The organism is Streptococcus sp. IsoGale021 (genome assembly GCF_031142795.1).
GTDB lineage: Bacteria > Bacillota > Bacilli > Lactobacillales > Streptococcaceae > Streptococcus > Streptococcus hominis.
In genome coordinates, this window is sequence record NZ_JAKZJH010000003.1 from 87,951 (window position 1) to 100,313 (window position 12,363).

Genomic DNA, 12,363 nt, shown 5'->3' on the forward strand with positions numbered 1-12,363 from the left:
TTATAATGTGTGTTCTGTACGTCCGATAATATCATCTTGTGTTGCTTTGGAGAGTACATTGAAGAATGCCGAATATCCTGCAACACGCACAATCAAATCACGGTGTTTTTCAGGATGTTTTTGCGCATCAATCAAGGTTTCTCTAGAAACAACATTGTATTGAATATGATAACCGTGCAAACGGTTAAAGAACGTACGAAGTAAAGCAATCAATTTAATTTTATCTTCTTCCTTAGACAAGGTCTGAGGATTCACTTTTTGATTGAGCAGAACCCCCCCAACGATTTCATCTGTCGGCAATTTAGAAACAGATTTCAATACAGAAGTCGGACCATTCTTGTCCATATTGTGAGATGGAGAACAGCCTTCAGCGAGCGGTGTTCCTGCATTGCGGCCATCTGGTGTCGCCAAAGTACCGCGACCTTGACCAACATTGGCTGAAATAGAAGATGTTCCTGAATAGCGGATACCGCCAATTGGACCGCGTCCATAACGGGTATTTGGATATTTAGCAATTTCATCCACATAAATATCATAAGCATCAGTCACCAGCTTATCAGCGTAATCATCATCATTACCATATTTCGGTGCATCAGAAATCAACATCTCTTGAATCTCCTTGCCACGCTCACCTGCATAGTCCGTTTCAAGCGCATGCCAGAGTTCAGCTGGAGTCAGTTTTCCTTCTTCAAAGACTAGCTTCTTGATTGCTGCTAGTGAGTCTGATAGATTGGCAATACCGACTTGGAGACCAGAAATATAGTCATAGACAGCTCCCCCCTCTTTCAAATGCTTACCGCGTCCGATACAATCATCTGTCAAAGCTGAGCAGAGGATATCCGGCACTTCTCTTTCAAGAGACAGGTCGATAGAATTTTCCACGATAACACTCATACGAGTCAAGTGGCGCAAAGTCTTGTCCCAAGCCGTTTGCAGCTCAGCAAAACTCTTCATGTCTTTAAAATGACCGAAGCTTGGTGCAAAACGCTTGCCAGATGCGGGATCAATTCCATCGTTCATAGTGATGAGAAGCACTTTAGGGAAGTTCATGTAGCTCATACCCGTACAACGGTAGCCCCATTTACCAGGCACGGCAGTTTCCACACAACCGATGGCACTATAGTCGTATGCATCTTCTTCCAAAACGCCTTTTGCGATAAAGGATGGGATGATAATCTCGTCATTATTGAAAGCAGGCATTCCAAAACCTAGTTTCATAACTTCTATGCATTCGTTCATAAAACGAGCATCTAGACCAGCATGGTAGCGAACTGTTAAGTTCGGCTGTGGCAAATGCGTCTGTGCAACAGATCTCAAAACCAGATATGAAAGGGGATTTACAGCATCTTTCTTATTACGTGTTTGTCCACCAATTGTCACATTTTGATACAAAGGACTACCAGCAGATGAGAAAGTATGAGCCTGACTGCGTACTTTATTGATCGTAATCGTCTTAATCCAAAGATTGGTTAAGCGTTCGACAATGCTTTCTTCCGTCTCGCGACCAGCTTCCAAGTCCGACTTAACATAAGGATACATGTATTGGTCAAAGCGCCCATAAGAGAGGGAGTGACCATTAGACTCAATCTGTAAAATACACTGGATAAACCAGACAGACTGAATAGCTTCAGCAAACGTTTCCGCTGGTTCGTAAGGCACCTTGGAGCAAATTCGAGCAATTTCCAATAATTCCTGACGGCGCTCTGGGCTTGCAGACTCTGCCGTATCTTGAGCTAATTTGACAAAACGATTCGCATAAGCTTTCACAGCATCCACTACAATGAAAATTGAATCATAGAAATGATATTTATCAATACTAGCCGGATCTGTTAAATCCAAGGTCTCCTTAGCTGCCCGAGCTTTTTCCTCAAAACCTTTCAAACCATATTGAAGCAATTTTTGATAGTTGACTGCCAAGTGAGCATCACCAGAGTTCATCTTTCCTTCCATGCCAAAGAAGCCAGTTTCCATATAAACCTGAACTTCTTCTGGAAGTAAAGCCCCAGCTCTAGCACGGAGGTTATTGTTTTCCCAGAAGGGAGCGATGTTCCGGATTTGTTCTTTGGTTTCCTCTGTAATATAGAAAACATCACCGTCGCGCTTTTCAAAAAGATCTAATTCATTGAGTACAAATTCTAAAGTATACTCTGGGAAAATAGGTGCATCTTTATTAGATGAAGCCTGATTTCCAACAATCATGGTCTCATCTTCAATATAAAGCGTCATATTTTCCAAAATTTCCTTAAGCATATAAGCACGCTTCAGAACATTTGGCTTTTCTTTATGCTCTTGATAAGCTCTTGTTGCAAGAACAGCACGTTCAGCATCAATATAAGGTTTCTTGTCCAGCACATCTTCCCGATACTTGTTCATTCGGTCCGTTAAACTACCAAAATAACTTGTTTGTATCGTCGTTTTTTCTATTTCTTTTACATTAGGCATCACAGCACAACCTTTCTTATGAAATTATTTTTATTTCTTTCGTAACTATTGTAGCATGCAAGATGCAAAAATTCAATCATCTATAATCAATTATCGAATTAAAGATTTTTTGCACATTTGTGCTCAATCAACGTTAAAATAATTTCTTTACAGTGATACAATGTAGTTTATCCTTCCGCTTTCAGTTCATTACTGTAAGCAAGATTGTCTTGGAATTTAAAGAATGGGAAATAGATGAGAGTTGACATAGCTAAAATGACAACTTGGATGAGAGCACCTTGCCATCCTGCCACTAAGAAACCAGAAATAATAGCTGGTGTACTCCATGGCAAGGTCACCCCTGAAAATGGCTGCATAAAGCCAATTGCTATAGAACCATAAACAATTACAGCCGCTAAAACAGGTACAAGAATAAAAGGCAAGAACATGACGGGATTCATAACAATTGGAAACCCAAACACAACTGGTTCATTGACATTAAAGATTGCTGGAAAAGCAGCAACCTTTCCTAGTGCTTTGTATTGTTTAGACTTAGCTGCAAAGAGCATGGCTACCACCAAACCAAAAGTAATACCAGAACCAGACAAAATAAGGAAACTATCCAAGAATTGCTGAGTGACAATGTGAGCACCTTTTCCAACAGATAACTTTCCAGCAGCAAGCAAGGCTTTATTAGCATCCAGATTTGAAAGTAAGAGAGCGGTCACTACACCATTGACAACAGATTGTCCGTGTACACCAAACCACCATAGGAAAGAGATGAAAAAGGCAATACCGATTGCACCGTAAAGGGAACCAGTCAATCCTTGCAGCGGTACTTGAATCACACCATAAATCATTTCGATAAAAGTACCACCCTTTGTCAGCATTTTAGCAAGAATATAGACTACCATGGAAAGGAAGAATATCACAAAAGCTGGAATCATAGCCTCAAATTGCTTGGCGATCGCTTGAGGAACTTGCTCTGGCATCTTAATAACAATATGTTTTTGAATAAACATGGTATAGATACTACCGACAACCAAACCAATAATAATGGCTCCAATAATCCCCTGACCGCCAAACCAAATCTTGGCAATCGCGTCTGTAATTTCTTCACCTTTTTCTGGAATATAAGAAGATTTTAAAAGAATGAAGAAAGAAGACACAGATAACACACCTGCCGGCAGAGGCTCTACACCACTATTTTTAGCATAAGAATATCCTATAGAAAAACAGGAAATCAAACCCATAATCGCAAAAGTTCCTGAGTAAACCTGCATAAATGGCTCGGTCCAATTTTTCCCGAAAATGCCTGCAATCGCCTGATTGAGGCCTTCAAATGGTAACTGTCCTACAATCAGAAAGATACTTCCAACAACTGTCAAGGGCAGAATTGCCAACATACCATCCTTTAAGGCAATAATACCGCGCATATTGACAAATTTCATAATCGGCGCAATAATTTTTTGAGTATCTATTTTAGCCATAACTAAGCTCCTTATTTTTGTTCCAAAAGCCCCAAAGCGAGATTCAATACTTTTTTACCATCTAGCATGCCATAGTCCGCCATTGGAATGACCGCAATTGGAATATGGTTCTCTTCGCAAATGGCAGCTGACTTATCCAAAGTATAAGCTACTTGTGGTCCTAACAAAGCAATATCCAAGTTTGGTGCATAATCTGCTAACTTGGCCTGAGAATAAGCATCAATCTCAACCTCTAAACCAGCTTCTTTCGCAGCTATTTTCATATTATTGACCAACATTCCTGTTGAAAAACCTGCTGCACAAAACAACCCAATTTTAATCATATCTTCATCCTCCTGATGATTTATTTTTTCACTTGTAATTCTTTTCTCAAGTCAATGATTTCCTTGATAAGATTAATTTCTGTAATACTGGTCATCAAATGATCCTGAGAGTGGACAAACAAAGCTGTAATTTCTGTCTTTGTTCCCCCCGCTTCCTGTGCCAAAAACTCCGTTTGAAGATTATGAGCTTCTAATAATGCCTGATCTGCCAATTCTAGATACTCATTACACTTTTCAAACTCACCATTTTTTGCTAATGATAAAGCTTGGTAAATATGCTGTTTAGCATCCCCAGCATGCAAGATTAACCCCATAATGATTTGATCAGCTACAATCACTTCCATATTTAACGTTACTCCTATTTTTATTTACAAAATATATCTTTCTTTTATTTGAAAGCGTTTTATTTTTGTTTGTAACTCAAATTTATCATCTTTCTCTTATTCCGTCAATATATCACTGAACAAATTCTCTTTTTTTATATTTATCGCACATTTGTGCTTGTCAAGTGAAATAAAAAAGGTCAGAATCATTATTCTTGACCTTTTGAAGATGAAGTAACGAGGAAAAGGAGAACTTTTATAAACTACTAATTAACTACACTATTATCCAATTCCAACACTTTTAAAATAGTTGCTTCATCTGTAACTAAATGGTTGACATACCCAGCACGTAAAACCGCCAAAATAGCGGCAGCTTTTTGACGACCATAGGCAAAAGCCAGACTGTGAGGAACTGTTTTTAAATAATCTAAAGAAATAGCAACTGTTCGATTTTGCAACTGTTCATCAACCAACTCACCATTTTCATCAAAAAAGCGGCAACAAATTTCTCCGACAGCTCCTTCATTTTCCACTGTACGAAAATCTTCAGCCGTCAGCATATCCAACCACTGCCGATTCTTTTCATCCACTTGTCCACCAATACCAACAACAACCACATCTAGTTCTTGCCAACTTCTTTTTAAGTCCTCAAAATATTTAGAAGACAAAATTCCTTTTGCTAAGATCTCGTCTTCCTGTATAATCGTCGCATTCATAAAGCGACAATCCCCATGGTATTTATTAGCCATACTGTAAATGAGGGTATTAACATGATAACGAGCATGAATATGGCTAGGTCCGCCAGCCAATGGAAAAAAATGCACATTATTCAAGTGCCGACTGCCCGAGTGTTCTACCAAGAGACTAAGACTCTTTCCCCATGAAAATCCAACTTTAGCATTGTCATCAATCATCCCCCGAAGCATTCCTGCCGCTGATTGAGCTAACCGCTGCTCCAAATCAGAAGGTGAATCATCCACTTGATTTGCTACGATTTCAAGTCCTTTTAACCCATACTTCTCTTTCACTACATTTTCTAAATGAAACAAACGAGTATCAAAGGCTTCAATCTCGATTTTGACAATGCCTTCCTTTTTAGCTTCAGCCAGCATACGACTCACAGTTGTCCGATAAATCCCTGTCTCTGCTGCAATTTCTGCCTGACTTTTCTCCTCTACATAATAAAGATAAGCAATCTTAGCTAATAGCCTTTTTCTTTCACTTTTCATCTTATCTCCCTCTACTTATCAGACTAGAGTCAATTTTATATTGGCTGCTTTTAGGCGTTGAACCGCGGCTGTCGGAATAGCTTGATCTGTTACCACCTGCGAAACCTGTTTCAAACCAAAACGCTTGACAGTCCCCCTTTTGTCAAATTTACTCGAATCTGTTAACACAATCATTTTGTCAGATGCTTCCGACATATATTGCACCACTTCGCTACGCATTAAATCCTTACCTGTAAAACCAAGCTCTTCATCATAGCCATCAGTCCCTACAAAAGCATGTTCTACATGGAAAAATTGAATCATTTCCTTAAGTAAAGGACCGACCGTAACTTGCGAATCGTTCTGAAATTCACCGCCTAGCAAGATAATCTTGCAAGAATCTACTTTTCTCACATAGTCTGCGATAAAATAAGAATTTGTAATAATTTTCACGTTCTTCTTAGTACGACAGATTTCTTCAGCTAACAGAGCACAAGTTGAACCAGATTCAATGATAATCGTTTCATTGTCTGCAACAATTTTTGCCGCTTCTTGTGCTATCTTTCGCTTGGTATCATAATGAAAAGAAAGCCGGACATTCAAGTCATCACCACTATTTAAGACCGCATAACCGTGCTCCCGATGAAGCAAGCCTTTCATTTCCAGCTTATCCAAGTCTTTCCGAATCGTAACTTTAGAGACTTTTAATTTATCAGATAAAGTATTAACATCAATTTTTTCAAACTCCGAAACGAGCTTAACGATTTCATCTAAACGTTCCATTTTATTCACCTCATTCTTTATTTTAACAGAATTTAAGGAATAAATAAAATAAAAAATAGTTTCATTCGTAATTGTTTTTCTTTCGTTTGTTTGATATAATAAAAGAAAATAAGCAAGAAAAGAGTGTACATCATGAGTGCAGAAAAAGGAATCATCTTTAATATTCAACATTTTAGTATTCACGACGGACCAGGAATTCGGACAACTGTTTTTCTAAAAGGCTGTCCCTTACGCTGTCCTTGGTGTGCCAATCCAGAATCTCAGAAATTTAAACCTGAGCCCATGTTAGACGCTTCTAGCAAAAAGACTATCACCATGGGAGAGGAAAAAAGCGTTGAAGAGATTATCAAAGAAGTTCTCAAAGATAGAGAATTTTATGAAGAATCAGGTGGAGGCCTGACCTTGTCTGGCGGAGAAATTTTTGCTCAGTTTGAATTTGCCAAAGCAATCCTTAAAGCTGCCAAAGAAAAAGGTATCCATACAGCGATTGAAACGACAGCCTTTGTAGATCATAACAAATTCGTTGATTTGCTCCAGTATGTAGATTTTATCTATACTGACTTAAAACATTACAACACCATCAATCACCGCAAAGTCACAGGGGTCAAAAATGAACTAATTATCAAAAATATTCATTATGCTTTTTCGCAACAAAAAACCATTGTCCTGCGTATTCCTGTTATCCCTAGCTTTAATGACTCTCTAGAAGATGCCGAACGATTTGCTATTTTATTTAAAAAATTATCTATTGACCAAGTACAACTCTTACCTTTTCATCAATTCGGTGAAAATAAGTATAAATTACTAAAACGTTCTTATGAAATGGAAAATGTGCAAGCTCTACATCCGGAAGACCTCTATGATTATCAGCAAGTTTTTCTTGATTATGAAATCAACTGTTATTTTTAGCTCCTCTTTTTCTCCCAAAACTGCAAAGATTAGGAACATCAAAAAAGACAAACCACAAAAGCAAGTTTGTCTTCAGTCTGAACAATCCATTTCTCACGAAACGGATTGTTTTTGTATCTCTTCTTGGGCGGATGCAACGACATCTGCAAGACTGGTTTTACTCAATTCTTTTTCCATTGCTGCTTGAATTTCTGCTAATTTATCATCTAAAACTAAATGAATATTTCTGCCAATGGGACAAGATGGATTAGGATGCTCATGAAAGCTAAAGAGTTGTCCAGATTTGCCTAGGCATTCTACTGCTTGATAGACATCCAAGAGGGTAATGTCTTTTAAATCTTTCATAATGACAGCTCCGCCCGTTCCACGCGCAACGGAAATCAAGCCTGCGCTTTTCAACTGTGATAATGTCTTGCGAATAATGACAGGATTTACTCCAACGCTATCAGCTAAAAAATCACTAGTTACCTTATGTTCTTGACATTCTAGTGCTATAACAGTCAACATGTGCGTAGCAATGGTAAAACGACTCGAAATTTGCATGTAAAACTCCTTTCATTTGCTGATTCTATTACTAGTATACTTCATTTACGTTGTAACTTCAAGTGTTACTTCTCAAAAAACTCCTTGAGATGTGCAACATAATCTTCTCGCTCACTAATTGCCCGAAGTAAATCATGGTTATGCGTATGATGAATTCCATTGACCAGACTTTCGTAATACACTTCATAATAAGGCAACTTCATTGTTCTCGCCAGTTCCAATTCTTTGTTTACGTCATAAGCGACTCGTCGAAAATCGACATCTGCTAAGCCCTGTTCATCAATTTTTAAAATAGCATACTGAGCTCGCAGATCCTTTCGCAAACAAGCATCTAGAAAAAACGGCTGACCGATAGAGCCTGGATTGATAATCATCTGTCCCCCCGTCGCATAACGAAGAAATTGCTGATGAATATGACCATAAATGGCAATGGCACAATTGTTACCTTCAAACAGGCGATCAAAATTCTCTTGTTGACCAATATGAATCAGCTCTCGTCCCCAATTTTTATCTGGCAAATGATGAGTCACAGCAATTTCTAAATCGCCAACTTTTGTCAAAAGCTGCAAAGGCAGCTCATGCAATCGGTTCAGTTCCTCAGGTGTGACTTCTTCTAAAAGATACTGGCATAAACAAACCATATATAAATGACTAGGGCGACTGATATCTAATTTCCCATGAAGAGCATTCCAAATGCTATCCTCCCAATTTCCCCGCACTTGGAGACTGATTGGCAAAGCAGCCATTAAGTCAAGAATCTTCCTTCGCCCCGTTCCCGGCGCCAACAAATCTCCCAAAAACCAGTAATCGGTCACCTGTTCCTTTTTGGCATCTGCTAACACAGCTTCTAAAGCTGTCGTATTCCCGTGAATATCTGATAATAAAGCAATTTTTCGTTTCATTGTATCGTTTCGTCTGTCCTTTATAAAAATATTATAACAAACCAAGAAAAAACTTCCACTCCCAAGTTTGAGTGAAAGTTTTACTGCCTCATCAATCTACTGATTTCAATGCTTTCAACATGTCAATGCGTCTCAATATCGCATTGACCATAAAGCCTAAGACAATCAAAATCATGATGATAGAAAAGACTGGCACAAGATATACAAACACCGATACGGTCGGATTGAGAAGAAAGGCATCTGGAGCAATCGTCTCTAAAAGGGAGCGATGTAAGATATTCCCCAAAAACAAGCCTACGATAATACCAATAACAGACAAAAGAATGGTCTCTCGATAAATATAAAGCGTGACTTCTTTATTATGAAACCCCAATACTTTAATCGTTGATAATTCTCGAATCCGCTCTGCAACATTGATATTCATCAAGTTATAAAGAATCACAATGGCTAGTAAAATAGAGGCAACAGTTAAAATCTGCATTACAAAGCCAAGAGATTTGACAATGACATCAATTTGTTCCAAAATGCCTGTATTTTGTACGACTGCTCGCACACCTGTTAATTTCATGAAGGCTGCTGCGGTATCCTGTATATTTTTACTAGAGGAATCTTTCAATTTTATCAGATAAGCATTTTCTTGGAATTTGCGAGCAAATACCGTTTGATAATAGTCCTGATTCATAAAGATAAAATGCCCTGCATACATTTCAGCGATACCAGAAACTTTGATTTTATAGCGTTTTCCTTCGTCGGATTTCAGCTCAAAGGCATCTCCAACAGAAACATGCATAATGGTTGCTAATTTCTGAGAAATGACTGCTCCATGCGAAGACAAGTTCAAGCTCGCTTTGCTTTGACTATCATATAACTCTATGAAATGATAAAAATCCTTGCCTGTTGTCACAAATAACGCGAGAGATTGTTCATCTTTTGCTCCTTTAATTTTTTTGGTAAATGTTTCTTGATAAATACCGTGCTTTTTAGCTATTTTTTTATCTGCTAATAAATGATTGATTGCTGCTTGCTCGTCTGATTTGAGATGATGTTTTTGCGAAATAACAGCATCATATTTGATAATTTCTCCATACTGCCGATTTCCTATACCTTCCATGGAAGAAGACATCCCCAGACCGGCAAATAAGAGAGCGACGGAGCCTGCCACACCAAAAATGGTCATCAACATTCTTTGCTTGTAACGAAAGATATTTCGAGCTGTCACTTTTTGCGTAAAGCTGAGTCGACACCAAATGAAGTCAATCCGCTCTAGCAAGATTTTTGAGCCTTTGGTAGGTGCCTTAGGCAACAATAATTGAGATGGTTTTTCTTTCAACTCTTTGTGAGCAATATAAAGGGCTGGTACAACACCACACAAGACCGAGCACACGAAAGCAATGAGACTAATTACCCAATAAAAGTCTAATCGCAATGCTGGATAAGTGGAGGTTTTAAAAATCGTTTTCCCTAAGATGTAGGGTAAGAAATAAGTACCTAAAAAACTTCCTATTACTGTACCTAGCAAGCTTGAAACCAAGCCATAGATGACAAATTTCTTAACGACATCTTGGTTTCGATAACCTAAGGCTTTTAAAACGCCAGCATTTGTGCGTTCTTCGCTGACAAAACGTGTCATCGTTGTGACTGTTACAAGGGCCGCTACCAGATACAGTACAATCGGAAAAGCATTCCCTACGGCTGAGATGCCATAAGCACGATTGCCAGTTGTTGTGTACTCGTCCGCTCCTGGAAATGTACGGCGTGTATACACGCGGTAGGTTGGCACAGACAAACTAGCTACTTCATCTTTTGCCTTTTGAATGTCCGCTTGACCATTTTTTATTTTTGTTCCAGCATCTTTCTTTTGCTTCGCATATTCAGTTTTTTTATCGTTCAATGTCGCCTGAGCTTGGTTTAATTGCGTCTGACCATCTGCAATTTGTTGTTTTGCTTGCGCCAATTGGGCTTGGCCTGCTTGGTACTTAGCTTGCTTATCTCTTAAGGTTGCCTGACCACTTTGATATTGAGCCAAGCCTGCGTCATATTCAGCTTGTTTTGCACGCAATGTCACGACAGCAGATTGGTATTGGGCAAGTATCGTTTGATAAACCGTTTCTTGGCTTCGGTACTGTGACAATCCAGCTTGAAATTCAGCCTGCTTTTTCTCTAATTCTGCACGAGCAAGATTTAATTTCGCTTCTTCTTGTGCTAGTTGAGTTTGTGCTGCCACAATTTCAGGCACTGTTGCTGGATCAATTCCTTGTGCTTGAAGCGCGGTCATTTTTTTCTGCAAATCCGCTTTAGCTGCTGCAAGTTGCGTTTGACCTTTTTCCAATTCCGCCTGCGCTATGGCTAATGTAGCTTGAGTATTTGTTCCATTTTCTTTTGCAACAGACAACTGACTAGCTGCCTGATCTAATTGGGCTTTCGTTTGGTTCAATTGTGCCCAACCTGAAGACAGTTGAGCGGCGGCTGTATCTAATTTTTCTTTCGTATTTTCCAAAGTCTGCTCAGCCTGTGCAATTTGAGTAGCTCCTTGCGCAAGCAAGCTTTCTTTTTCAGTTATCTGACCTTGGGCAGCCTCTAAATCTGCTCTTTTTTGATCAATTTGATTCTGCGCAGTCGTTAGTTGCTGCATGGCATCTGTCAATGCTTGTTGAGAAGTTCGAATGTTTGCTTCGCCGTCCGCAATTTTTGTCTGTGCTTGGGCTTTTATCTCTGATAAACGATTTTTCCCATTATCAGCCAGTAGCTTTTCCAGCTCATTCTCATGCTGTTTGACCTTTTTTCGATAGGAATCTCCAAAAGAATTGAGTGTTTTTAAATCATCATACCTCAAACGAGCAACTGTATAGACTGAACTTTGAAATGTTTTTGGCGTCACCATTGCATAAGCAGACAAGGTACCACTCCCTGAGTTAGAATTGCCAAGAGAAATCGTCGAAGCCAATTCACTTGAATTGACGAACCCTGCCACCGTAAAGGTATGCTGCTTTAGAGCATAATTAGTAGTTCCTTCCTCGTTCAAAGTAATGCTATCACCAATCTTGTATTTTCCTTGATAAAAACTAGCCAAAGCCACTTGATTTTCCTTGCTTGGAAAATGACCTGAAACAAGCTTGAACTTGGAAATATTAGTTGTCTTAGAAAAAACTCGAACAGAAGTTGAACTATCCCCAATCACTGTATCTGTGAAATAACCATATTCTACCTGTGCATTTGAAATTGTATTCAGTTCTTTTTGATCAGCTTTGCTAATGCCATAGTCTGATATCACTGCCAAATCCATCATTTTCATCTGTGAAAGATAACGATTGGCTGAATTTTCAATATCTGGACTAGCTGCTTTCAGTCCTACTAGTGCAAAAGAGCCTAACATCATCAAGAACATAATGGACAGAAAGCGTCCTTTGGACTGACGAAAAGAGAGCCCGATGTCCTTATTTAGAATGGATTTTTTCATATCA

Annotated in this window: 10 protein-coding genes; 1 reads left to right on the forward strand and 9 read right to left on the reverse strand. The window is 38.9% G+C overall.

What is annotated here, in order from left to right:
• The 6 genes from RG565_RS03390 to RG565_RS03415 form a co-directional block, all read right to left on the reverse strand.
• A complete protein-coding gene (locus RG565_RS03390; protein ID WP_247936983.1) occupies positions 1 to 2,442 on the reverse strand; it encodes a glycyl radical protein in 2,442 nt (813 codons plus the stop codon).
• Between the two features lie 167 nt (positions 2,443 to 2,609).
• Positions 2,610 to 3,911, reverse strand: a complete 1,302-nt coding sequence (locus RG565_RS03395; RefSeq protein ID WP_003032486.1) for a PTS sugar transporter subunit IIC — start codon at positions 3,909 to 3,911, stop codon at positions 2,610 to 2,612.
• Between the two features lie 11 nt (positions 3,912 to 3,922).
• Complete coding sequence (locus tag RG565_RS03400; RefSeq protein ID WP_247936982.1) at positions 3,923 to 4,234, reverse strand: PTS sugar transporter subunit IIB; 312 nt, start codon at positions 4,232 to 4,234, stop codon at positions 3,923 to 3,925.
• 20 nt (positions 4,235 to 4,254) lie between these two features.
• Complete coding sequence (locus RG565_RS03405; protein WP_003023891.1) at positions 4,255 to 4,578, reverse strand: PTS lactose/cellobiose transporter subunit IIA; 324 nt, start codon at positions 4,576 to 4,578, stop codon at positions 4,255 to 4,257.
• Positions 4,579 to 4,823: 245 nt separating this feature from the next.
• On the reverse strand, positions 4,824 to 5,786 hold the full coding sequence (locus tag RG565_RS03410; RefSeq protein ID WP_247936981.1) for a sugar-binding transcriptional regulator: 963 nt from the start codon (positions 5,784 to 5,786) through the stop codon (positions 4,824 to 4,826).
• 18 nt (positions 5,787 to 5,804) lie between these two features.
• A complete protein-coding gene (locus RG565_RS03415) occupies positions 5,805 to 6,548 on the reverse strand; it encodes a DeoR/GlpR family DNA-binding transcription regulator (RefSeq protein ID WP_003028982.1) in 744 nt (247 codons plus the stop codon).
• Between the two features lie 132 nt (positions 6,549 to 6,680).
• Here RG565_RS03415 and RG565_RS03420 point away from each other — a divergent pair, with 132 nt between their 5' ends.
• The gene (locus RG565_RS03420; RefSeq protein ID WP_022525034.1) at positions 6,681 to 7,457 is read left to right on the forward strand and encodes a glycyl-radical enzyme activating protein; all 777 of its coding nucleotides are present in this window, start codon (positions 6,681 to 6,683) and stop codon (positions 7,455 to 7,457) included.
• Between the two features lie 93 nt (positions 7,458 to 7,550).
• On the opposite strand, the gene RG565_RS03425 is transcribed toward RG565_RS03420, so the two are convergent.
• The 3 genes from RG565_RS03425 to RG565_RS03435 all read right to left on the reverse strand — a co-directional run bounded on the left by RG565_RS03425 (position 7,551) and on the right by RG565_RS03435 (position 12,359).
• The gene (locus tag RG565_RS03425; RefSeq protein WP_003028975.1) at positions 7,551 to 8,000 is read right to left on the reverse strand and encodes an Rrf2 family transcriptional regulator; all 450 of its coding nucleotides are present in this window, start codon (positions 7,998 to 8,000) and stop codon (positions 7,551 to 7,553) included.
• 65 nt (positions 8,001 to 8,065) lie between these two features.
• On the reverse strand, positions 8,066 to 8,902 hold the full coding sequence (locus RG565_RS03430) for a metallophosphoesterase (protein WP_106100955.1): 837 nt from the start codon (positions 8,900 to 8,902) through the stop codon (positions 8,066 to 8,068).
• A gap of 91 nt (positions 8,903 to 8,993) precedes the next feature.
• On the reverse strand, positions 8,994 to 12,359 hold the full coding sequence (locus RG565_RS03435; RefSeq protein ID WP_308937453.1) for an FtsX-like permease family protein: 3,366 nt from the start codon (positions 12,357 to 12,359) through the stop codon (positions 8,994 to 8,996).
• Positions 12,360 to 12,363: the final 4 nt, after the last annotated feature.

Coding starts and splice junctions, on each gene's coding strand:
- RG565_RS03390 (WP_247936983.1), bottom strand. CDS start 2,442: ATGCCTAATGTAAAAGAAATAGAAAAAACGACGATACAAACAAGTTAT.
- RG565_RS03395 (WP_003032486.1), bottom strand. CDS start 3,911: ATGGCTAAAATAGATACTCAAAAAATTATTGCGCCGATTATGAAATTT.
- RG565_RS03400 (WP_247936982.1), bottom strand. CDS start 4,234: ATGATTAAAATTGGGTTGTTTTGTGCAGCAGGTTTTTCAACAGGAATG.
- RG565_RS03405 (WP_003023891.1), bottom strand. CDS start 4,578: ATGGAAGTGATTGTAGCTGATCAAATCATTATGGGGTTAATCTTGCAT.
- RG565_RS03410 (WP_247936981.1), bottom strand. CDS start 5,786: ATGAAAAGTGAAAGAAAAAGGCTATTAGCTAAGATTGCTTATCTTTAT.
- RG565_RS03415 (WP_003028982.1), bottom strand. CDS start 6,548: ATGGAACGTTTAGATGAAATCGTTAAGCTCGTTTCGGAGTTTGAAAAA.
- RG565_RS03420 (WP_022525034.1), top strand. CDS start 6,681: ATGAGTGCAGAAAAAGGAATCATCTTTAATATTCAACATTTTAGTATT.
- RG565_RS03425 (WP_003028975.1), bottom strand. CDS start 8,000: ATGCAAATTTCGAGTCGTTTTACCATTGCTACGCACATGTTGACTGTT.
- RG565_RS03430 (WP_106100955.1), bottom strand. CDS start 8,902: ATGAAACGAAAAATTGCTTTATTATCAGATATTCACGGGAATACGACA.
- RG565_RS03435 (WP_308937453.1), bottom strand. CDS start 12,359: ATGAAAAAATCCATTCTAAATAAGGACATCGGGCTCTCTTTTCGTCAG.